We start from the raw sequence: 21,885 nt of genomic DNA on the forward strand, positions 1-21,885 counted from the left end.
GCCGCTTCAGCTCGATGTCTCAGATTGCTGCCAGAGCCACGAGCGGGTCGACTCTGCTGGCTCTCCGGGCCGGGCCGATCGACGCGATCGTGAGAAACGCGAAAGTGACCGCCGCGAGCAACAGGAATGCACCGGGTTCTGACGAAACCTGAAGGCTCACGCCCAATGACCCGGCGATGACCTCGGTGAGCAGCGCTCCCGCGACTTGGCCCAGGGAGAGCCCGACGATGAGGGCGGCGGTCGACACATAGATCGCATCCCACAACACGAGGCCCGCCACACCTCGGCGACGAGCGCCGATCGCGCGGAGTGCACCGAACTCGGCCCGACGCCGGTGCACGGAGAAGGCCATGACGCCTGAAATGCCGATGGATCCGAGCCCAAACGCGATGAGTACGACGGAGAACGCGGACGCGGCGTATGCCGCCAGCTCGGTGGTTGCCCGGTCCCGCATCCCGGCTCCCGTAATGACGGTGACTCCAGGGATGTCGCCCAATTGATCGGCGACAGCGTCGCGGACTTCCTGCGGTGAGCTCCCGGGGGATACGGAAATGTTCCATCCCGTCTCGCCGCTCAGGCCCAGCCTGTGAGCGACGGAGATCGGGATCAGCACCTGCGTCCCGGTCACCAACGAGTCGAACGTCCCTACGACCGTCACCTGTTCAGAGGCTGCGCCACGCGTGATCGCCACCCGCGCGCCCACGCCCGTCCCTGTGGACTTTGCGAGTGCCACGGGCAAGACGACCCCCGCGGACTGGCGCAGTCGTTCGGGCGTGGTCCGATCGTCTCCCTCATTCCACGGGAGCTGCGCCGCCGTGAAGTAGGTGTCGGGGTCCACCCCGAGAACGCTCACGTCGATCGGCTCGGCGGAGGACCCGACGAAGGTCGCGCGGTCTACGACCGTACCCGAAACGACTTCTACGCCAGCGACTCCCGAAATCCTGCGCGCGATGCCGTCGTCCAATGGAACTGCTGACGTGACTTGGACATCCGCGCCGAACTGGCGTGAAATCTGTTGCGTCATCGCCGAGCTGACGGCGGACACCCCGATCACCAGGGCGAGACCCAGAGAGACGATCGCGGCGGTCATCGACGTGATCGTCCCCAGCGGATTGGATCGCTGGAGGCGCCGCGCGGATGCCCTCATCGGCCAACTCAGCGGGGTCGGGATGCGAGCCAGGAGGCTCAGAACTGTCGGTGCAAGTAACATCGACGCCGCAATCAGCCCGAGCAGCCCGATGACCTTGATTGCCGCGCTGCCAATGAACAGAGTGCCCATGGCCGGTAGCATGAGCCCGATCCCAACGCCGATTCGCACCCGACCATTCAGCTTGTTGGGATCATCGCCGGTGATCGTAGCGATCGGTGGATGGTTCAAGACCGCCACAATCGATCGCGCGGCCCCCGCAAGCCCCGCTATGAGTCCGGTGATCAGCGCCAGCGCGACCTCCCAGAGCCCGAATTCCATCGGCGGGAACGGCAGGCCGTTGTTTGCGGTCAGCAGCAGGCTGAGAAGGGCACTGACCCCGAAGCCTGCAGCAATGCCCACCGTCGAGCACACCAGGCTGAGGACTGCTGCTTCGGCGAGCACCCTGCTCGCAAGCCACTTCCCGGAGGCCCCGACGGCACGCATGACGGCATAGGTGGAGCTCCTCGCGCGAATGGCGCCCCCCAACGCGACGGCGATGAGAACGGCAGACACGGCCACGGTGACGATGGAGGCCAGAACGAGAACCAACGTGATGGTCGTCAAGAGCGGGCCGAGTGCGGATGTCACCGCAGACGTGTCTTGCAGTGCCGTTCCGGCCGGGAGGTGCGCGGCATTGCTCGCTTTCCATGCGTCAGCCGAACCGGAGAAGGTGAGGTCAACCCGTGTCACCTCATCCGGAGCGTGGAACAACTCTTGTGCAGTCGTCAGGCTGACGAAGATGTTGTCGTAGGCGAGAACTCCGAGGTCGCGTGGATCGGCAATCCCGACGACGTCGAGCTCCGTTCGCCCTCCGACTGCTGCGACCGCGATCGTGTCCCCCACGCTCACGCCGAGCCGTTGTGCGATGTCCGCAGGGAGCAGAGCTTCACTTTTGCCCTCGCTCGGCAGCCTGCCCTGTGAAGCCAGCCTGCTCACCCGTGCGTTGAGCTCCGTCGAGTAGCCGGTGATCGTCAGATCGGATTGAGCGCCCGTCGCGCCACGCACGGTTGTGCCTCGGCTGAACGTCTTTATCGCCAGGGCGACGCCCGGCATGTCGGCCACAGCGGCAGCGTCGTTCTCGGAGAAGGGCGCACCGGCAGTCGTCGACACGACACCCGCCTGACCGATCCCGCCGAGTGCGTCGACCCCCGCTCGGAGCGTCGCGCCCACCGAAGCAGAGGTCACGAGAGTTCCGAACAGCAGAGCGACACCCGCCGTCAGAGCTGACGCGGCGACCGCGTACCGACGGCCCTCAGCGAAGAGCTGACGCAAGCCACGAGCGGACATGCTCACCCCTTTCCCCGTCGAATCGTGCCTCCGAGTTCGATTCACGGGTCAGTTCGTCGACCACAGCGCCATCGCGCAGAGCGATGACACGGTCCGCGAATCCCGCCACCCGGAAGTCGTGGGTGACCACCACGCCGCAGCGTCCGCCAGACGCGTCGATTCCCCGACGAATGAGGCTGAGGACGATATCGCTGTTCTTCGTGTCGAGGTTTCCGGTCGGCTCGTCGGCGAGAAGAGCATCCGGACGGCCGAAGACCGCACGCCCCAGCGCCACCCGCTGGCGCTGGCCGCCTGAAAGCAGGTGCGGCATGCGGTCAGCGTGATCGATGAGATCCAGTTCGACCAGGACGTCGAGAGCGTGGGAGAGCCACTCCGACCGTCGCTTGTTCGCGACGATGGCCGTCAAGGCGACGTTCTCGATGACGGACATGGTGGGGACGAGGTGAAACGACTGGAAGACGAACCCGATGTGGTCACGCCGAAAGTCTGTGCGCTGCTTCTCGTTCAGCGAGGAAACGTCATGGCCGGCGAATGAGATGGTTCCTGTGGTGGCGTGGTCAAGCCCACCGATGAGCTGCAGGAGAGTGGACTTGCCTGACCCGGACGGCCCCACGATCGCGACGAGCTCACCCTCGCGCACGGTGAGGTCGACGCCTCGGAGAGCACGGATCTCGTTTCCCGCAGAGTCCGAATACGTCCGGGTGAGCCCCTTCACGACGATGATCTCGTCGGTTCCGGTCATGACGCCGCCCCGACGTGCTCGGGCTGCATCCTGTCGAATTCGTACCACATCTCCCACTCCCCGAACTCACCGGCGAGCAGTGTGCTCTCGATGACCAACCACAGTTCCTCGAGCACGAACGCGTCGTCGGCACTGCTTTGCGGCGCACTGATCGGCTCGTGGTACTCGAGCTCGAATCGCCCGTTGCCTGACGATCTCAGAGACACGGGCACCATCGGCGCCCGTGCGGCGCGGCTGACGAGGACGGGGCCGAGCGGCGCCTGGACGGTCGTTCCCAGAAATGGCACCCGTCGATGATGAGCATCTATCCCGCGCGGATCCAGTTCCGGAAAGATCGAGAACGCGCGACCTCCACGAAGCGTGTTCAACGCACGCCGGAACGTCGATTCGGAACCCAGCTGATGCGCCTCGATATCCAACGAGGGGAATGCGATCGCTTGGATCGCGGCGAAGTTCATCCGGTTGAAGACAAGGCTCACAGGGATGTGGTGAGCCATGATCGGACCAATGGGATAGGAGGGGCCGACATGCAGCGGTAGCGCAAGAACGCCATTGCCCTGACGCTGAGCACGGCGCAGATGATCCGACCCTGTGACCGAGACAACCTGGTCGAAGAGGAGTCCTGGGTCGTTCAGCCACAGGCTGAGATACGTCGAGTCGAATTGGAGCTGAGGGCCGTATGTCGCGAAGCGGCGCGCCTGCTGATCGCGGTCCAGGCCGGTCAATGCCGGTGCCTGGTTCATGAAGGCAATCGTCCGCTCGAAAATGGCATCCGGATGCTCCTCAGGCGGAACGTTCTCGAGATACGACGGCTCGTCGTATCGTGCAAGCTCAGCCATCAGGCTCCAGGCGCGTGCTGGTCCCGCCGCCTGGAGCGATCCGAAGAGGGCGGGATGATCCGGGAGTTCGAAGAGGTTGAAGAGCGGCATGCCCATTGAGACAGGTTCCTTCCGATGCGCCGCAACCGATAGGCGAGAGTGCGGCGGCGGCGCCTCCGCCGCACTCACACGGGGTCAGCTACACATGCACTGGCTGCCACAGGCGAGCGTTGCGCCGGCCTTCAGGTCGATGTCCTTGATCTTCTCCACAGATTCACCTCCTTTGAACAATGCTTCACTCTGAAACATTAGTTTCTAGTTTTGCGTTCTACACATTTGTTGTCAAACTCGAACCATCGGGTGCGTCCAGATGGCGAGACTCGCTCGGAACGCGAGGATTACGCTTCGACCAGGTCGCAAGCCAGACGCGCCGCCGCGCCCGACACACTCGACTGATCGCCCCCCGTTTTGGGGCCACGACCGCTGGGCCACGCGCACATCGGCCCGCCAGAATGGGTTCGGTCCCCCTTCGAATCCTGGAGTCGAGATGAGTCGTGCGCGCGCTCTCGCCGTCATCGTCGCCGGCGTGATCGCCGGCGCAGCCCTGAGTTCCGCCATCGGCGCGGGCCCCGCGTCGGCCTGCACGGGGTGGGGTTCCGACTGGACGCCGGCCGCGGGATCGACAGTGCCGGGAACGGTGGGCACCTCGCTCGTGCCGACGGTGATCACCTACGACAGCGGTCTCAGCTCACTGCTCACCCTCGACTCGGTCGCGCCCGACCCCGCGACGCTCGGCCTCACCGTCAGCAGCCTGGAGCGGTTCGTCGGGGCGACCTCGTTCCTCGACATCTATGTCACGGGCACTCCGACGCACGCCGGGACGCAGCAGCTGACCTTCACTGTCGCCGGGATCGGTGTCGGCTGCGGCGCGGGGACGGAAGCGGCCGCGTTCGACTTCACCTTCGGCCAGGGGTCCCAGAGCATCGCCGTGCCCGCGCCCACCCCCGGTGTGCGGGCCGGGCAGAGCCTCGCGCTCTCCGCGACCGCGACGTCCGGCCTCCCCGTGACCTACTCGGTCGCACCGGCCGCCTCGACGGTCTGCTCGGTGTCCGGCGCGACGCTCTCCTTCCTCACGGCCGGCACGTGCACGGTGGAGGCCGCACAGGCGGGCAGCGCCGACTGGCTTCCGGCCGGCGTCGCCACGGTGAGCTACACGGTGCTCGCCGCCGACCCTCTCGCCGCATCCCCTGCGCCGCCGGTGAATCCGGCGCCGCCTGCGGATCCGGGACCGCAGCTGGCGGCGACCGGGCTTCCGGTCGCGCCGCTCCTGTGGCTGGCGACCGTTCTCGCGCTGCTCGGATGCGCACTGCTGTCCGCGCTCCGCTTCGCGCCGCGCCTCAGCGCGCTGCGCGACGCGAATCGCCGCCACTGACCCTGTGAGCCTTTTCAGAAAAGGCCCCTCCGACTGCTAATGTCGTCGAACGCGTCGGCCTCCACGGCCGACGGTTTCTGTTCCCGAAGGAGAGAACATGACGACGTCGACGGCCGCCGCACCCCCACGATCCGGGACCCTGCGCCGCAATCTCGGGCTCTGGGCCATCGTCGGCCTCGGCCTCGGCTACATGACGCCCACCGTCGTCTTCGACACCTTCGGGATCGTCTCCGACGAGACGAGCGGCGCGGTCCCCGCCGCGTACCTGGTGGCGCTCATCGTGATGATGTTCACGGCCGTCAGCTACGGCAAGATGGCGGGCGCGATCCCGAGCGCCGGCTCCGCCTACACCTACGTGCGCGAGTCCATCCACCCGAACGTCGGGTTCATGGTCGGCTGGACCTCCCTCATCGACTACGTGCTGCTGCCGATGGTGAACTGCCTGATCATCCGGCTCTACCTGGAGCAGGTGTTCCCCGACGTGCCCGGCTGGATCTGGGTCGTCATCTACTGCATCGCCGTCACCACGCTCATCTACTTCACGATGCGCGGCACGTCCAACGTCAACATGATCCTGCTGGTGTTCGCGATCGTCGTGATGGCCGTCTTCGTAGTGATGGTGATCGCGCAGCTGGCCAACGGAGCCGGCGACGGCACCGTCGCCTCGATGAAGCCGTTCTTCCACGACGGAGTCACCCTCTCCGCCGTGCTCACCGGCGCCACGGTGGTCTGCTTCTCGTTCATCGGGTTCGACGCGGTCACCATGTACGCCGAGGAGGCGAAGACCCCGAAGATCATGCCGCGGGCGATCCTGCTGACCGTGATCATCGGCGGCGCGATCTTCCTCATCGCCGGCTTCTTCACCCAGCTGCGCTTCCCGACGAACGCGCCCTTCGGGGAGTTCACCGACGACCCGCTGCCCCAGATCGGCCTGATCGTCGGCGGCCCGGTGTTCCAGGCGATCTTCGTCTCCGCCGGCTTCGCCGCGACGCTCGCCTCCGGTCTCGCGTCGCACGCCTCCGTCTCGCGGATGCTGCTGGTGATGGGCCGCAACAACGTCCTCCCCCGCCGCTTCTTCGGCTACATCAACCCTAAGACGCACACGCCGACGCTGAACATCATCCTGGTCGGTGCGATCTGCCTGCTGGCGATGTCGTTCTCGCTGGAGCTGATCTCGGCGTTCATCAACTTCGGCGCCCTGATCGCGTTCACGTTCGTGAACATCTCGGTCATCGCCTGGTTCGCGATCCGCCAGGGCCGCCGCAAGACACCGGGCGAGATCTTCAGCTTCATCGTCCTCCCGACGATCGGCATGATCCTCACCGGCATCCTCTGGGCGAACCTGCACGCCGACGCCCTGATCGGCGGCCTGATCTGGACCGCGATCGGCTTCGCGTACCTGCTGGTGCTGACCCGCGGCTTCCGCCGCAGGGCCGCGGCCTTCGACGAGAACCAGCCGGTGACGGGCTTCACGAAGGCGGTGCAGCCGGAGCGCGAGGAGACCCGGTAGGGGGCGGGTCGCCCGGCTCGTCTCCGCATACGCGCGGCGACTCGTCCCACCCGATCGACAGGTCGAGAGAGACATCCTTCTCTCCGCCCGGTGCGGTCGCGTACCAGACGGTGGTGCGGCCGGCGACGATCGTGACGTCGTAGTCGCCGTGGGCGAACGCGTTGTACGCGTCGATCGGGACGCGGCACGCGGGGAGGCTCCTGTAAGAGAGGCCGTCCCGCTCCAGAAAGCTGATCTGCCGATGCCGCCACGTGTGCTCCGCCGCGACGATGTCGCGACCCGGTACATCGAGGCGTGAATAGCTCCAGCTCGACGCGAACCCGAGGACGACCAGGACGACAGCGCCGGTGGGGAGCAGCGCGACCATCAGGGCCACGGCGAGCAGACGCACCAGGATGGGCACCCAGTTCTTCCCGACCCGGCCCACGACGCTGCACAGCTGGCCGAGCGCGACGACCGCGAACGGGACCGCGATCAGGAGGAGGAGCAGCCCCAGCTGGCTACCGCTCACCTCCCCCACCAGGAAGGTGCCCCCGTCCCGGCCCGAATCGAGTGCGCACGCGGCGATGCCGACGATCGTCAGCCCGACCGCGAGAGCGCCGGGCAGCCACTTCAGGAGGGTACCGAGTCGCATCCTCCCATCCTGACCCGGCGAGGCTGCCCGCCCATCCTCCTCGGGAGGCATCCCGCTCCGGCGGACGACGGATATCGATCCCCCTCCGCGCGTCGCTCGGGAGGTTCTAGTGTTGGACTCAGGTGCACGGGGGAAGATGGGCCTACGCACCGGGAGGAGTCGCCGATGTCCGAACTCGACCTCAACCAGCCGCTGACCCCGCCGGAGGGGCCGGCGGAAGGCGTTTCGCTCACGCCTCCCGCCGCCGTTCCGGAGGTCGGGGGTGACCAGGCCGTCGGGATGGTCGCGGTGCCGGCCGACAAGCGCGCGGAGCTGCAGGCCAAGGCCGACGAGTTCGTCGCCGGGCTCTCGACCGTCGAACCCGGCAGCCCCGAGTTCACGCGCAAGGTCGACGAGATCGCCCGCATGGGTGTGCAGGAGATCCGCTCGTCGTCCGAGGTGTCCAACCGGATGCTGCAACGGCCGGAGTCGTCGCTCGCCGCCGCCCGCGGTCGCGGCGGCCCGTCGGATCCGCAGACGCAGGTGGCGCAGACGCTGCAACAGTTGCGGACGACCATCACGGAGCTCGACCCCGGTCACGCGAACCTGGCCGGCGCGAAGGGGTTCCTCGGCCGCCTCCCCGGCGGCAAGTCGCTCATGCGGTACTTCGAGCGCTACCAGCCCGCGCAGAAGCAGCTCGACGCGATCATCTCCGCCCTCATCTCGGGCCAGGACGCCCTCCTCAAGGACAACGCGGCGATCGACCTCGAACGCACCAACCTGTGGGCGACGATGGGCAAGCTCGGCGAGTACGCCGCGCTCGCCAAGGCGCTCGACGAATCCATCGAGGCACAGGCCGCGACGGTGCGTGCGACCGACCCCCGACGGGCCGACTCGCTCGTGGCGGACGCGCTGTTCCCCATCCGGCAGCGACGGCAGGATCTCACGACGCAGATCGCCGTTTCGGTGCAGGGCTACCTGGCGCTCGACGCGATCCGCAAGAACAACCTGGAGCTGATCAAGGGCGTCGAGCGTGCCCGCACCACGACGGTCGCCGCCCTGCGGACCGCGATCATCGTCGCCCAGGCACTCGGCAACCAGGAGCTCGTGCTCGACCAGATCAGCGCGCTGAACGATGCGACCAACGCCATGATCGACCGCACCGGCGAGCTCCTGCGGCAGCAGACCGCCCGGGTGCACGAGGAGGCCGTCTCGACCGGCGTCAGCCTCGAGACGCTGCAACACGCCTTCGACAACGTTTTCGCGACGATGGACGCCATCGACGGCTACCGCGTGAAGGCGGTCGAGAGCATGGCCAAGACGGTCGACGCTCTCGAACAGCAGGTCGAGCGGTCGCGAAGCTACCTGGACCGGTCGCACAACAGCACGAGCTGACCCCGGCGCTCCGGCGGACGGCAGCGCTCCGTCAGACGGCGACGCGATCGGGACGACCGCGGTTCAGGGGAGGTCGAGGCGCGACAGTCCGAACCGCTGCGAGAGAAAACGCCCGTTGACCAGCAGAGCCGAGACGTCGTGCTCTGCAGCGGCGTCACGCATCCGCCGCGCCGCGCCCTCGAGCTCTTCCAGCTGGGCCAGCAGCGTCTGCGCAGGGGTCGTGCCGTCCGGGAGCACATGGTGAGCCGCCCAGTCGTGCGGCAGGATCAGGTAGGCGCGCAGCGTGTCGGGCAAGTACACCGTCGCGGTGCGCCGCACCATGACCTCCGCCTCGCCCTGGCCGGCGACGCGGTCGAGCGCGTCGATCAGCAGCTCGCCGATGCGGCCGACCCGGGCGATCGCGTCGGCGGGCACCCGTCCGCCGAGCCGGGCGGGCAGTGTGCGCAGGTCGCTGTCGATCTTCGCCGGACGGACATGGAGTTCTGAGCCAGGCGGCTCCAGACCGAGCGACTGCAGGGCCAGCGAGGAGGTGGCGGCTTCGCCCGCCGCCTCGGCCTCCAGCGCGGAGACACGCTCGACGAAGGCGGTCAACCAGTCGCCGAGACCCAGTGGCCGGCTGGCGACGGTTGCTCCGCGATAGACGAGCGCCGCCTCGCCCGCCCAGTGCGGCCCCGGCTCGTAGCCGAGCGTCAGGGTCTCCTGCTGCCCGAGGAGGCTGATCCGCGTGATCGCACCCGGCCGACCGGAGACGCGATCGCTGAGCGTCCGCCTGCGCTCGACCACCAGCACCCGTGCGACGAGCACCGGAGGCAGCGCGTGCCGCACGCGCTCGACCAGACCCAGCAGGAAGGCCTGGGGATCCTCTGCCGCCTCCGCCGGTTCCGTCATGATGCCCACATGCTAGACGCTCCGACCGGGCGGCAGCCATGTCCGATCGCGCAGCACGGCTCTCCCCCGCCGCAGTGATTAGTGCAATAATGGTTTGTGCACTAATCAATCCGTGATCCACTCGAGAGGAACCCCATGGCTGGCCGGTTCTGGCGCTTCTACGAACGCGCCAACGACGTCGTCCGCACCTTCACCGGCCCCGCGCAGCTCGGCGCCGGCCACCCGGAGGGGCCGGACATCCGCCGCGCCGACGCCGCGTGCCCGATGTGCGGCAAGCCGCTCGATCAGCACGTCATCGAACGCTTCGCCGACTCCCGCACGTCGACCCGCATCCACTGCCCGTGACCGACACCGCAAACCCGCTGGCTCTGGAGAGCCAGGTCTGCTTCGCCCTGTCCGTGGCGGCGCGTTCGGTCATCGCGGCCTACCGGCCGGTGCTCGAACCGGTCGGGCTCACCCACCCGCAGTATCTGGTGATGCTGGCCCTCTGGGAGAACGAGCCGCTCTCCGTGCGGCGGCTCGCCGACCTCCTCGCCCTGGAACCGGCCACCGTCTCCCCCCTCGTCAAGCGACTGGAGGCGCTCGGCTACGTCGCGCGCCGCCGCTCCGGCACCGACGAGCGCGTGGTCGAGATCACCCTGACCGACGCCGGCCGTGAACTGCGCACGTACGCCGAGACGATCCCCGGCACGATGATGCAGCGTCTCGGGATGACGCCCGACGACCTGCGCGACCTGCATCGGGCGATGAGCTCGCTCATCCGCGCGACGCGGGATCTGTAGGGGCGGTGGGGCGGCAGGCGTCGTCGCCGCGTCGCTGCGGAAGAGGGCGCGGATCGCCAGCGCTCCGACCACGACACCGACCACGGCGACGATGACGATGAGCCGCACAACGGCCGTCCCGGCATGCACGACGATCAGGATCGAATGTGCTGCGCGAGAACGAGCCGCCTCACGCCCGGCCGGATCGACGGCCGAGCAGCCAGCCGACCACGCCGGCGGCGATCACAAGCCCCACGACGACGACGCCGGCACCTGCCGCCCTCCCCGGCGTCAGCGGGTACATCCCGTCGAACGAGAACGACGTGGACGACAGCGGGGAGTACGCGTACCAGCCCGTGTACCCGAAGGAAGCGGGCGCGAGGAGGAACACGCCTGTACCGACCACCACCAGGACGATCGCAGCTCCGAGCAAGACCTTCCAGACCACGCCACGTGCCCCCATGACCTCCAGCGTATCGGTGGACCCCGACACGTGAAATGGGGCTGTCGGCCGATCGGCCGATCCCCCGATACTGTTCCACACTCATGGACACACCAGACGTCACCCGCTGGGCTGGACTGCGGCGCCCCGGTCTGCACCTGCTGTGGGCCGTCCCCGGAGCCGTGCTGCTCTCCCTGCCGCTGATGGCGTTGGCCGGACTGGCCTGGGGCGCGATCGGCGGATGCGGCGACGGGCCGCTCAACACCCACCCGGACACCATCGGGCTCGGGATAGCGTGCTGCGTCGGCGCCGCAGCGCTCCTGATGCTGCCGTTAGCGATCATCCCGTGGATGCGGAACGTCGCCGCCCGTCTCCTGCTCGCCGCTCTCACGGGGTTGGCCTACGGTGCGGCGGTTGCGGCTCTCACCCACAGTCCATGTCTCTGAGCACCAGCTCCCGGAGAAGGCCCCTAGCCCCGCGGATCCCAACAACGCGCGATGACGACCATCGGTGGAGATGGGGGGAATCGAACCCCCGCCGAGGCCCTCTGATGGCCCGAGAAGCCGGGGAAATCCGCGCTTTTCGAGAGCCTTGTGATCACAGCGATCGCATGCGATCTCAGAAAAGTGTGGGCACAGTGTGGGCACGGGCTCCATCCGCCGTGTGCGACACGGACCGACGGCGTCACCATTCACGTGATCACTTGCCGCTGGTCGCCTCTGCAAATCTCGCAACCGGAGGCATGTGCGCCCAGCGCTAAAGATCTCCAGACTCGTTCTAGTCGGTGGAGCCCCTCGGCTCTTGCCGAGTGCCGCCAGCCAAAACTGAACCTGGAGATGGGCTGAGCAGGACGCGACTGGTGCATGATGGAACCTTTCCGGCCGATCGGACACTAGGGGATATGAGCAACGTTGGGTTGGACGAGGCGGACGCCTGGTCCCGGGCGCGAGACGGGGATCCCGACGCGTTCACGTCCCTATTCGACAGGCATCGCGACCGTGTGTTCGGTCACGCGCTGCGACTGGTCCGTCAGCCGCATGACGCTGAGGACGTCACTGCCATGGTGTTCCTGGAGGCCTGGCGCCGCCGCGACGCCGTGCGCGTTGTCGACGGCTCGATCATCGCCTGGCTGCTGGTCACCGCGAACAACACTGTGCACAACCTTGAACGCGGTCGCCGCCGTCACCGCGTGGCGCTCGCGCGCATGTCCGAAACCGGTCACGAGCCTGATCACGCAGACGGCGTCGCCGACGACCTCGACAACCGGGAACGGGACCGACGCGTCCGGGATGCGTTCGCCAGCCTGTCCAGCGCCGACCAGAACGTGATCACGCTCTGCGTACTGGAGGAGTTGCCGCTCGCAGATGCGGCACGCACCCTCGGCATCCCCGTCGGGACGGTCAAGTCCCGGCTCTCCCGCGCCAAGCGCCGCCTCGGCGATCTTGCGCTCGTCTCAGAACCGACCCCCGCCTTCGAAGGAGGTGCAGAATGACCGCCACCGGCCCCGCCTTCGACCCGGCGCGCAGCGCCATCCTCCGCGACATCCTCCACGAAACCGTCGCGACTGCACCGGCGCGCCCTTCGCGCACACGTTTCGCTCTCGTCGGCGGCCTCGTCGGAGCGGCCGTCCTGCTCGCTGGAGGAACCGCCGCGCTCGCACTCAGCGGCGCCCTACACTTCGGGCCGCAGGAGCCCGCGCCTGGGCCGGCTCCGACACCGAGTGTCACCTCCACGCCGACCGCGACCCCGGCGCCTACTTCGACGCCATCCAGTCGCCGCATCGCCGTCCAGACCACGCCGATCCAGCGGCATGACGTCAACGAATTGGGAGCGGCGCCGTGGTCGCTGGACCTGCCGGGCACAGGACGGTCCTGCGAGCAGCACCATGTCTACGACATCGCCGACGGCCTCGCTCTAGTTCAGCTCGGGGCACATGTCGTCGGCGACGGTAGCCCGGATTGCAACGATGACCTGCAGCACGTCTCGCTGTCCCTGGTCGACACCCGACAAGGCACGGCCCTCTGGACGCGTGAATGGACCTGGCACGCTGCGCCACTGTACGACGTCGGCGTCATGGTTCTCGGCACGTCGGGACGGATCCTCGTCGTCGACGAGGCATTGGGAGGCGGACCGCACGACGTCATCGACCTTGCCACGGGTCGGACTCTGGCGGACTTCGCCGGCGAGAAGGGCGACATCCTGCTCAACGCGCAGGCCGTCCCGGGTGATTCGGGCGACATCGTTATGAGTACTCCTAAGTCGATCGTCCGGGTCGACCCCCGCGACGCGCACAGTCCTCGGTGGTCAACGGACATCCCTGGCAAGTCGGCTGCGGTCTTCCCGATGGTGGGCGACGCCGACTTCCTCCCCGTCAGCATCGTGTTGAACGCGCCCGGTCCCGACGGGGGCCCCTACGAGTCCGCGCGCATCGACCTGCAGACCGGACGGCTAGACCCTGGACCGAGCGCCATTGCGCTCATCCAGACCGACTCCCATCCAGCGGCGATCTCCCAGTACACCGCGGGACAGCCCACCGAACTGACCGGTCTCGATCGGTCGGGTCAGGCAACCTGGACTCGGCGGCTCCCACCGGGCTCCGATGTCCGGGCCGTCAGCACATCGAGCAGTGTCCCTGGTACCGACGTGAACTATCCGGGCGCGTCCGACCTCATAGCCGTCGTATCCACCTCAGAACTGACCATTCTGGACTCTACCTCCGGAACGGAACGCTGGTCCGCCTCCACGGCACGATGCGGTTTGACGAATCGTGTCGCCGGGTCCTCCCCTCTCGTCACCGTCTTCGTCGATCCCGGACGCGACACCCTGACGATCGTCCACGACGGCACCGGCACCTGTACCTTCACCGCGTCGACGGGAGCACCTCGCCCGCTGCCGGATCTTCCGAACGGGTCGGCGCTCTTCTTTGGCCACGACAACACCTACGTATTCACGAACGAACCGAGTGGCGACCTCACCGCATTCGACCGGCAGACGGGGACGAAGCTGTGGACCTCGACCGCCACGAACTCGCGCTCATGGTTCTTCGCAGGCGGGTATCTCGTGCGCTTGAACGGCGACCAATTAGCAGCGGTGGGCTGAAACGCTGAGGATCGGGAGCCGACGATTGCAAGCTGCGCCGGGCGTCGGTCGACCGTGTCAGAAACGAGCCTGGTTAGAGCTCCGGACTCGCAGCCGACGGCCTTCCTGGGAAATCGCACCGCGGGGAGGGGCACTTTAGGTGAGGCGCTTCTCAGCGCCCGGAATGACAGGGGTCGCGTGTAAACCAAGGTGCGTGGCAAATCGGGGGAAGTCGAAGCGGGCACAGGGACGTGCCAATTCGTACGCGCGTCAACGGATGGAGCACGATGCCGCCGCTGTCAGACCCTCATCCGAAAGACAGCGGATCGCTGAAGATGTGCGAACTGCCAACGCGCCAATGGAGTTGCAAACCGTGTGGGGCGGACGCGAAGAGGCACTCCAACGGCTACGTGACGTCGCATCGACTGATTCCACGCCCACAACGTTCGTGTAGTCACAATGAGCTTCGTTAGAACCAACGAGATCACGCAACGCTCACAATAATGTGGGCAAAGTGTGGGCACGCGACAAAGTCGGGGCCTCTCCCGCTAGCGGAAGAGGCCCCGACTTCCGCGTGATTACGCGGATCTCAAGCAGCGCGCGATGACGACCATCGGTGGAGATGGGGGGAATCGAACCCCCGTCCACTGCTGTGGTCATGTGCCTTCTACGGGCGTAGCCAGTGAAGTCGCTTTCTCAGCCCCGGAACTTGTCGCTGGCACCTGCTCCGACGGGCTCAGTATCAGTTGGAGTCCCTCTGCGCCCTGATGCTCAACGCAGAAGCAAGTCTTCTAGCTGACGCCAGGATCCGGGTAGAAGACAGTTCCCGGTCTGACGGTCTCTTCAAATGGCGAAGGGGAACTTACGCCGCGAGGGCGAAGTCGGCCTTGGCCGAGACAGTGCTCTTGTTATTGGCACTTATTTTTTCGCATGGATCGTTTACGAGATAACCATGCATCCTCGACCCGCTTCTCACACTCTCGCAGACAATGTCGAAACCGATCATCCCCGTGCGACGGCCGTGAGGCCGGGTCGTCATCGCGCGCTGTTGAGTTGTCCAGATGCAATCGCCGCATGCCGCGGCGAGCTTCTTATCCTACAACAACACCGACTCCTGTTCTATGCCAGCATCGAGGAATGGCCGACACGATCATCACCGTCCAGGGCGAGTACGAGCTCACGCATCCGGCCGAGCGCGGCATCGTCCGCCTCACGGTCGGCTACGAGGGCGAGCAGCGCGACGAGGCGCTCGCGCTCACGACGCAGCGGCACACCTCGCTGGTCGCGGAACTGCGCGAGCTGCACAACCCGCAGTCGGGCCCGGTGACGTCGTGGGCCTCGGATCAGTTGCGGGTGTGGGGTGATCGGCCGTGGAACCAGGACGGACGACGGCTCGCACCGGTCTACCACGCGGAGGTCGGCATCGAAGCGACCTTCAGCGAACCCGCCGCCCTGTCCGACTGGCTGAGCGTGGTCTCGATGCTCGACGGCGTCGCGATCCAGGGTGTCATCTGGACGCTGACGGAGGCCAAGCGGCAATCCATCACCCAGGAGGCCCGGCGCCGGGCGGTGGAGAACGCGGTCGCGAAGGCGACGGTCTACGCCACGAGCCTCGGCCTCAGCAGCGTGCGACCGCTCGCGCTGAGCGACCCCGGGATGCTGGGCGACGGGCCGGCTCCCGGTCAGCCGGTACCGCTGGCCGCCCGCGCGATGAGCGCGGACTTCGGCGGAGCGACTCTTGCGCTCAAGCCGGAGGACATCACCGTCGCGGTCCAGGTGCACGCGCGGTTCGCGGCGTCCTGACGCCGGCCGGATTCGTCACGAATCGCGACATTCGTGCCACGAATGTCGACATTCGTCACGAATGTCGGCGCGTCAGGGTCCGGTCGTCGCGCCCGGAGTCGCGGTCGACCCCGGCAGCGACGGCGGCCGGATGGGGAGGTCGGCGACCTTCAGGATGCGGCTGGCCGTCACGGTTGCGCCCGATCGCTCGCCGATGACGATGACCTCGTCGCCGACCGCGAAGTCGGACGCCTTCTGAGTCTGACCGGGCGCGCCGTATGCGGTCGACGCGGAAGTGTCGACCGTGATGGAGGCGCCGCGCGCGGTCGTGATCGTCCAGGTGGAACCGTCGATCGCCGTGACACTGCCGCGGACGACCCCCTTGGCGATCGGGCCCTCGTCCTGTCGGCCGCCCTGGCCGCCACCCTTCTGCCCGCCGCCGCTCGAGCCGCCCTGGCCCGGCGCCGGAACCGGCAGCTGTCCGCCGCCTTGGAGCTCGTGCGAGACGGAGTAACCCCGGTGGAACAGCACCGAGCCGACCGCGAAGGCGCCGGCCCCGGCGATGCCGATGAGCAGGATGACGGCCAGCACCAGTGTGGAGATCGCGAACGCCAGCCCGTGACGCTTGTAGAACGGCTCCACCGTCGCCGTCGGTGTCGGCCGCTGGGGGCCGGGGCCGTACGACGGCTGCGGAGGCCCGTACTGCGGCTGCTGAGGGCCCCCGTACTGCGGCTGCTGCGGCGCCCCGTACTGCGGCTGCTGCTGCGGCGGCAGCGGCTCGGTGGGCTGGGTGTCGTCCATGCTCACTAGAACACCTGATCGAGCCGCAATCCGGCTGGGAGACGGTTATGGCTTGGATGTGAATGCCGCTCCACGTCGGCACGCTCAGGCCGGATCGACCAGCACCGATCGCAGCTTCGCCAGTTCGACCTCGCTCAGTCCCGCGCCGAGGAGGTACTCGCGTACCCCGCCGAACCGGCGGTCGAGCAGGTCGAGCGTCTCCTCGAGCGCCTCCGGCGGGCTGCCGCCGAGAATGACACGCAGGTCGGGCGTGACCTCCACGCCGTGGCTGGTCACCAGCGCGATCATGCCCTCCAGCCACTGACCGTCGAGGTTGGCCTGCGTCGCCGCGTAATCGGCGATCACGGTCGCGCGATCCACTCCCACGGCGCTCAGGGCGAGCGCCACGACGATACCCGTGCGATCCTTGCCCGCCGTGCAATGCACGACCACAGCCTCGTCACCGGTGTCGGCGATCTCACGCAGCGCTCGCACGACCACGTCGCCGTGCTGCAGCAGGATCTTCTCGTAGAGCCCCACCAGCGTGACGCCGATCGTCGATGCGGACGCCCCCGAGCCCTCGAACACCGGAAGGTGGAGGCGCTCGAGGTCGAGCCCGTCGACGTCGTCGGGCATCACCTCGGTCTCGAAGTCGTCGCGCAGATCGATCACGACCCGCACACCGAGCTCGCGCAGCGACTGCCGCCCCTCGTCGCCGAGTCGCGCCAGGCCGTCGGACCGGAACAGCTTGCCGCGGCGCACGACGCCCTCCGGCACCGGATAGCCGCCGACATCGCGGAAGTTGTAGGTGCCGTTCACGGGGATGCGCTCGGCCACGGCGTCGGCCACCCGGCCGCCCGCGCCCTCATCGTGCGTGCTCATGAGCTCATCCTGCCACCCGCTCCCGACAAGACGCCGCACGCGCGGGTCACTCGCCGAGATGACGCCTGCTGGACATCGCCCGTTCCGCTTCGCGGTTGTCCTGGCGCTCGCGCAGGGCCTGGCGCTTGTCGTACTCGCGCTTGCCCTTGGCGACGGCGATCTCGACCTTGGCCCTGCCATCGCTGAAGTAGATCGAGAGCGGGACGATCGTGTAGCCGCCCTGCTTGACCTTGTTCTCGATCTTGACGATCTGCGCCTTGTGCAGCAGGAGCTTGCGCTTGCGCCGCGGCGCGTGGTTGTTCCACGTTCCGTCGAGGTACTCCGGGATGTGCACTGCGTCGAGCCAGGCCTCCCCGCCGTCGACGAACGCGTAGCCGTCGACGAGCGACGCGCGCCCCTCGCGCAGCGACTTCACCTCGGTGCCGGTGAGGACGAGCCCCGCCTCGTAAGTGTCCTCGATGGTGTAGTCGTGGCGCGCTCGGCGATTGGTGGCCACGACCTTCTGGCCACGTTCCCTGGGCACAGCTGCTCCTGACGTCGAAGATGGTGCTGCCCGGCACGTCGCCGGGCAGCAGACCAGTCTATACGGGTCAGACCCTCAGATACCGCTTGATCGCGAAGTTCGCGCTGAGCGCGGCGAGGAGGGCACCGATCACGATGACGAGCGGGATGACCGGCCAGGCCTGCTCCATCGAGACGAAGTTGATCGACGGGATGCTCGCCTGCAAGGGTCCGTGCACGAACACCTCGACGAGCACCCAGATCACGGTCGCCGAGAGCACGGCTCCGATCAGGGCGGCGATCACGCCCTCGATGATGAACGGGGTCTGGATGAAGCGGTTGGATGCGCCCACCAGCCGCATGATCCCGATCTCGCGCCGTCGGGAGAACGCCGAGAGCCGGATCGTCGTCGCGATGAGGAGAACGGCCGCGACCAGCATTAGGGCCGCGATGCCGAGAGCGGTGTAACTGCCGGCCGACAGGATGCGGAAGATCTGGTCGAGGTAGCTGCGCTGGTCGACGACGCTCTGCACGCCGGGCGAGCTGGACAGCGTCTCGGTGAGGACGTCCGAGCGGTTCGGGTCCTTGAGGTTGACCCAGAACGTCTGCGGGATCATCTCCGGCGTGACGTAGTCCGCGATCTGGTTGCCCTTGAACTGCTGCTTGAACTGCTCGTAGCCCTGCTTCTGGTCTTGGAAGTAGAACTTCTGGATATAGGGCGAGATCTCCGGAGACTCGAGCTGCTTCTTGACCGCCTCCACCGACTGCGCAGTGGCGGCGCCGCCCGGGCAGTTGTCGGTCTCCGTGCACATGTAGACGGCGACCTGGGCGCGGTCGTACCAGTAGGTCTTCATCTGCGCGATCTGCAGCTGGAGCAGCGCGGCGGTGCCGACGAACGTCAGGGAGATGAACGTCACGAGCACGACGGAGACGACCATCGAGAGGTTGCGGCGCAGGCCGTTGCCGACCTCCGACCAGATGAGCCCGAATCTCATTTCGTGGGTCCCACATTCTGTTCGCCGTCGCGGTCGGACGCGTCGCGCAGACCGCTCAGGTCGAGGTTGGCGGTGAAGTTCAGGTGATCGGGGAGGTTCTCCCCGTCGCCGGTCGCCGGCACGGTGGCGGGGACCGGGGCGGGCACCGCCTGCACCGGGGCCGAGACGGGCCTGACCGGTTCGATCGGCTGCACCGGCCCGGTCGCACCGCCCACGGTGACCGGTCCCGTCGGGTTGGTCACCGGCGCGTGCGGTCGGGTCATCGGCTCGGAAGCCGACGGGGCGGCAGGCGCGGCGACGGGGGCAGGCGGCGGCGGAACAGGAACGACGCCCGTCGATGTCTCGGCGGGAACGGCGAGCCCGTCCGCGGTCGGGCGCGGCAGCGGGATGGAGGTGGTCACGCCGTAGCCGCCGTGGCGCTCGTCGCGCACGATCTGACCACCGACCAGCTCGACCACACGCTGTTTCATCTGGTCGACGATCGCCGCCTCGTGCGTCGCCATGAGAACGGTGGTGCCGCCGGCGTTGATCTGCGCCAGCACCGACATGATCCCGGCGCTGGTCGCGGGGTCGAGGTTGCCGGTCGGCTCATCGGCCAGCAGGATCTGCGGTTTGTTGACGACCGCTCGCGCGATCGCGACACGCTGCTGCTCACCACCGGAGAGCTCGTGCGGGAGGCGCTGGGCCTTTCCGTCGAGCCCGACCATCTTCAGCACGTCGGGCACGGCCTCCTGGATGAAGCCCCGCGACTTGCCGATCACCTGCAGCGTGAACGCCACGTTCTGGAAGACCGTCTTGTTCGGCAGCAGCCGGAAGTCCTGGAAGACGACCCCGATGTTGCGGCGGAAGTAAGGCACCTTGCGTGAGGAGATCGACCCCAGATCCTGTCCGAGGACGTGGATGGCGCCCTTGGTCGGCCGCTCCTCCTTGAGGATCAGCCGAAGGCAGCTCGACTTGCCCGAGCCGGACGCGCCGACGAGGAAGACGAACTCGCCGCGCAGCACCTCGAGGTTGATGCCGTTGAGCGCCGGGCGCGTCGTGCCCGAGTACTGCTTGGATACGTGTTCGAACCGGATCATGACTGTTAGAGACTAAGCAACACTTCCACGATCCACAGTAGCGACATGCCCGCGGGCCGCAAGCCTGACAGTCGCCGCAACGCGGGCTATGAGCGGGTGACGCCCCACACAACGGCTATCCCGCGTAGCGGTACACGCCGGTCTCGCGCCGGACGAACCCGACGGACTCGTACAGGGCGATCGCCGCGCTGCGCGACGGACGGGAGGTCAACTCCAGGGATCGCACTCCGCGGGTCTCGGACTCGGCGATCACACGCAGAAGCAGTGCCCTGGCACAGCCGTGCCCGCGGGCTGTGCTGTCCACGACGACATCGTCCACGTGTCCCCGCAACCCGGTCGGCAGCGGGTAGACGACGAGCGACGCCATTCCGACGATGCGGCCGTCCAGCCGCGCCGCGAAGACGGATGTCGCCTCGCTCGCCACCACCCGGCGGAGAAACTCGACGTCGACCGTGGCCGAGCCGGAGAGTTGCGGGATCAGCGCCCCGAGCGCCGTGGCGACCTCGCCGGTCACCGCGTCGATGCGCTCGATCGCGACGGTCACCTAATCGTCGTCCTTCGATCCCGCCCGCCAGCGGATGCCGGCCGCGATGAAGCCGTCGAGGTCGCCGTCGAAGACCAAGGCGGGGTTTCCCGACTCGTATCCCGTGCGGAGGTCTTTGACCAGCTGCTGGCCGTAGAGGAAGTAGGAGCGCATCTGGTCGCCCCAGCTGGCCGTGATGGTGCCGGCGAGCTCTTTCTTCTTGGCGGCCTCCTCCTCTTTCTGGAGCAGGAGCAGTCGGGTCTGCAGCACCCGCATGGCGGCTGCGCGGTTCTGGATCTGCGACTTCTCGTTCTGCATCGAGACCACGATGCCGGTCGGGAGGTGGGTGATGCGCACGGCGGAGTCGGTCGTGTTGACCGACTGGCCGCCGGGGCCCGACGAGCGGAAGACATCGACGCGGATATCGCCTTCCGGCACCTCGACCGCCGTCGCCTCCTCCATCAGCGGGATGACTTCGACGGCCGCGAACGACGTCTGGCGCTTGTCGGCAGAGCCGAACGGGCTGATGCGGGCGAGCCGGTGCGTGCCGGCCTCCACCGAGAGCGTGCCGAAGGCATAGGGGGCGTCGACCTCGAAGGTCGCCGACTTGATCCCGGCGCCCTCCGCGTACGACGTGTCCATGACCTTGACCGGGTACTTGTGCTGCTCCGCCCAGCGCAGGTACATGCGCATCAGCATCTCGGCGAAGTCCGTGGCGTCGTCGCCGCCCGCTCCGGAGCGGATCGTGACGATGGCCGCGCGCTCGTCGTACTCGCCGCTCAGCAGCGTCTGCACCTCGAGGTCGCCCAGCGTCTTCTGCAGGGCTTCGAGCTCGGTGCGCGCCTCGGCGGCGGACTCCTCATCGTCACCCTCGTTGGCGAGCTCGACGAGCACCTCGAGGTCGTCCAGGCGGCGCTCGACCGAGGTGATGCGGCCGAGCTCCGCCTGCCGGTGGCTCAGCGCGCTGGTCACCTTCTGGGCGTTCGCCGTGTCGTCCCAGAGGTCGGGAGCCCCGGCCTGCTCGCTGAGGTCCGCGATGTCGGCGCGGAGCTTCTCGACATTCACGACGGCGACGATGTCGGCGAGAGTCGAGCGGAGGTCCGCGATCTGCGGGGAGAGGTCAAGTTCGATCATGGCGTCCTCCAGCCTACCGGCCGAGGCATGCCGACCCGACAGTTGTACTGTGTT

General features: G+C 67.5%; 22 protein-coding genes and 1 other RNA gene. 9 read left to right on the forward strand and 14 right to left on the reverse strand.

Features of this window, described 5'->3' with window-relative positions; genetic code table 11:
• Positions 1-19: 19 nt before the first annotated feature.
• The 3 genes from JNB50_RS19055 to JNB50_RS19065 are packed head-to-tail and all read right to left on the reverse strand — an operon-like array spanning position 20 to position 4,153.
• Complete coding sequence (locus JNB50_RS19055; RefSeq protein ID WP_208041727.1) at positions 20-2,476, reverse strand: ABC transporter permease; 2,457 nt, start codon at positions 2,474-2,476, stop codon at positions 20-22.
• Positions 2,442-3,218: an ABC transporter ATP-binding protein gene (locus JNB50_RS19060; protein WP_208041728.1), complete on the reverse strand. Its 777-nt coding sequence runs from the start codon at positions 3,216-3,218 to the stop codon at positions 2,442-2,444. Before JNB50_RS19060 ends, JNB50_RS19055 begins: the two co-directional genes overlap by 35 nt.
• Positions 3,215-4,153, reverse strand: a complete 939-nt coding sequence (locus JNB50_RS19065) for a hypothetical protein (protein ID WP_208041729.1) — start codon at positions 4,151-4,153, stop codon at positions 3,215-3,217. Before JNB50_RS19065 ends, JNB50_RS19060 begins: the two co-directional genes overlap by 4 nt.
• A gap of 430 nt (positions 4,154-4,583) precedes the next feature.
• Here JNB50_RS19065 and JNB50_RS19070 point away from each other — a divergent pair, with 430 nt between their 5' ends.
• The gene (locus JNB50_RS19070; protein ID WP_208041730.1) at positions 4,584-5,468 is read left to right on the forward strand and encodes a hypothetical protein; all 885 of its coding nucleotides are present in this window, start codon (positions 4,584-4,586) and stop codon (positions 5,466-5,468) included.
• A 97-nt stretch (positions 5,469-5,565) separates the two neighbouring features.
• Positions 5,566-6,978 carry an APC family permease gene (locus JNB50_RS19075; protein ID WP_208041731.1) on the forward strand — a complete coding sequence of 471 codons (1,413 nt, stop codon included), beginning with the start codon at positions 5,566-5,568 and terminating at the stop codon, positions 6,976-6,978.
• Here the strand turns inward: JNB50_RS19075 and JNB50_RS19080 are convergent.
• Positions 6,938-7,612: a hypothetical protein gene (locus JNB50_RS19080; RefSeq protein ID WP_208041732.1), complete on the reverse strand. Its 675-nt coding sequence runs from the start codon at positions 7,610-7,612 to the stop codon at positions 6,938-6,940. The genes JNB50_RS19075 and JNB50_RS19080 overlap by 41 nt on opposite strands.
• 165 nt (positions 7,613-7,777) lie before the next feature.
• Between JNB50_RS19080 and JNB50_RS19085 the strand changes: the two genes are divergently transcribed.
• Positions 7,778-8,986 carry a toxic anion resistance protein gene (locus JNB50_RS19085; RefSeq protein WP_208041733.1) on the forward strand — a complete coding sequence of 403 codons (1,209 nt, stop codon included), beginning with the start codon at positions 7,778-7,780 and terminating at the stop codon, positions 8,984-8,986.
• Between the two features lie 63 nt (positions 8,987-9,049).
• Here the strand turns inward: JNB50_RS19085 and JNB50_RS19090 are convergent, their stop codons facing one another.
• The gene (locus JNB50_RS19090; RefSeq protein ID WP_208041734.1) at positions 9,050-9,874 is read right to left on the reverse strand and encodes a hypothetical protein; all 825 of its coding nucleotides are present in this window, start codon (positions 9,872-9,874) and stop codon (positions 9,050-9,052) included.
• Between the two features lie 135 nt (positions 9,875-10,009).
• Between JNB50_RS19090 and JNB50_RS19095 the strand changes: the two genes are divergently transcribed.
• A complete protein-coding gene (locus JNB50_RS19095) occupies positions 10,010-10,219 on the forward strand; it encodes a hypothetical protein (RefSeq protein WP_208041735.1) in 210 nt (69 codons plus the stop codon).
• Positions 10,216-10,656, forward strand: a complete 441-nt coding sequence (locus JNB50_RS19100; RefSeq protein ID WP_208041736.1) for a MarR family winged helix-turn-helix transcriptional regulator — start codon at positions 10,216-10,218, stop codon at positions 10,654-10,656. The genes JNB50_RS19095 and JNB50_RS19100 overlap by 4 nt, the downstream gene beginning before the upstream one ends.
• A 169-nt stretch (positions 10,657-10,825) precedes the next feature.
• On the opposite strand, the gene JNB50_RS19105 is transcribed toward JNB50_RS19100, so the two are convergent.
• The gene (locus JNB50_RS19105; RefSeq protein WP_208041737.1) at positions 10,826-11,098 is read right to left on the reverse strand and encodes a hypothetical protein; all 273 of its coding nucleotides are present in this window, start codon (positions 11,096-11,098) and stop codon (positions 10,826-10,828) included.
• Positions 11,099-11,181: 83 nt separating this feature from the next.
• Between JNB50_RS19105 and JNB50_RS19110 the strand changes: the two genes are divergently transcribed.
• The 3 genes from JNB50_RS19110 to JNB50_RS19120 all read left to right on the forward strand — a co-directional run bounded on the left by JNB50_RS19110 (position 11,182) and on the right by JNB50_RS19120 (position 14,176).
• Positions 11,182-11,523, forward strand: coding sequence for a hypothetical protein (locus JNB50_RS19110; RefSeq protein WP_208041738.1), 342 nt, complete (start codon positions 11,182-11,184; stop codon positions 11,521-11,523).
• A 455-nt stretch (positions 11,524-11,978) separates the two neighbouring features.
• Positions 11,979-12,569, forward strand: a complete 591-nt coding sequence (locus tag JNB50_RS19115; protein ID WP_208041739.1) for an RNA polymerase sigma factor — start codon at positions 11,979-11,981, stop codon at positions 12,567-12,569.
• Positions 12,566-14,176, forward strand: coding sequence for a PQQ-binding-like beta-propeller repeat protein (locus tag JNB50_RS19120; RefSeq protein WP_208041740.1), 1,611 nt, complete (start codon positions 12,566-12,568; stop codon positions 14,174-14,176). Before JNB50_RS19115 ends, JNB50_RS19120 begins: the two co-directional genes overlap by 4 nt.
• 593 nt (positions 14,177-14,769) lie before the next feature.
• On the opposite strand, the gene ssrA is transcribed toward JNB50_RS19120, so the two are convergent.
• Positions 14,770-15,165, reverse strand: a transfer-messenger RNA (tmRNA) gene (gene ssrA / locus JNB50_RS19125).
• Positions 15,166-15,292: 127 nt separating this feature from the next.
• Here ssrA and JNB50_RS19130 point away from each other — a divergent pair.
• Positions 15,293-15,958, forward strand: a complete 666-nt coding sequence (locus JNB50_RS19130; RefSeq protein WP_208041741.1) for an SIMPL domain-containing protein — start codon at positions 15,293-15,295, stop codon at positions 15,956-15,958.
• Positions 15,959-16,030: 72 nt separating this feature from the next.
• Here JNB50_RS19130 and JNB50_RS19135 read toward each other — a convergent pair whose 3' ends face one another.
• The 7 genes from JNB50_RS19135 to prfB form a co-directional block, all read right to left on the reverse strand.
• Positions 16,031-16,738, reverse strand: a complete 708-nt coding sequence (locus tag JNB50_RS19135) for a DUF5666 domain-containing protein (RefSeq protein WP_208041742.1) — start codon at positions 16,736-16,738, stop codon at positions 16,031-16,033.
• A gap of 84 nt (positions 16,739-16,822) precedes the next feature.
• On the reverse strand, positions 16,823-17,599 hold the full coding sequence (locus JNB50_RS19140) for a tyrosine-protein phosphatase (RefSeq protein WP_208041743.1): 777 nt from the start codon (positions 17,597-17,599) through the stop codon (positions 16,823-16,825).
• Between the two features lie 46 nt (positions 17,600-17,645).
• A complete protein-coding gene (smpB, locus tag JNB50_RS19145; protein WP_208041744.1) occupies positions 17,646-18,122 on the reverse strand; it encodes an SsrA-binding protein SmpB in 477 nt (158 codons plus the stop codon).
• Positions 18,123-18,189: 67 nt separating this feature from the next.
• Positions 18,190-19,095, reverse strand: a complete 906-nt coding sequence (gene ftsX / locus JNB50_RS19150) for a permease-like cell division protein FtsX (RefSeq protein WP_208041745.1) — start codon at positions 19,093-19,095, stop codon at positions 18,190-18,192.
• Positions 19,092-20,174 (reverse strand): cell division ATP-binding protein FtsE, encoded by a 1,083-nt coding sequence (ftsE, locus tag JNB50_RS19155; protein WP_208041746.1) that lies wholly within the window; start codon positions 20,172-20,174, stop codon positions 19,092-19,094. Before ftsE ends, ftsX begins: the two co-directional genes overlap by 4 nt.
• Before the next feature lie 115 nt (positions 20,175-20,289).
• Complete coding sequence (locus JNB50_RS25215; protein ID WP_208041747.1) at positions 20,290-20,718, reverse strand: GNAT family N-acetyltransferase; 429 nt, start codon at positions 20,716-20,718, stop codon at positions 20,290-20,292.
• Entirely contained in the window at positions 20,719-21,831 is a 1,113-nt protein-coding gene (gene prfB, locus JNB50_RS19165; protein ID WP_208041748.1) for a peptide chain release factor 2, read from the reverse strand.
• Positions 21,832-21,885 lie beyond the last annotated feature (54 nt).

It is taken from the genome of Leifsonia sp. TF02-11 (assembly GCF_017565305.1).
Taxonomy (GTDB): domain Bacteria; phylum Actinomycetota; class Actinomycetes; order Actinomycetales; family Microbacteriaceae; genus Leifsonia.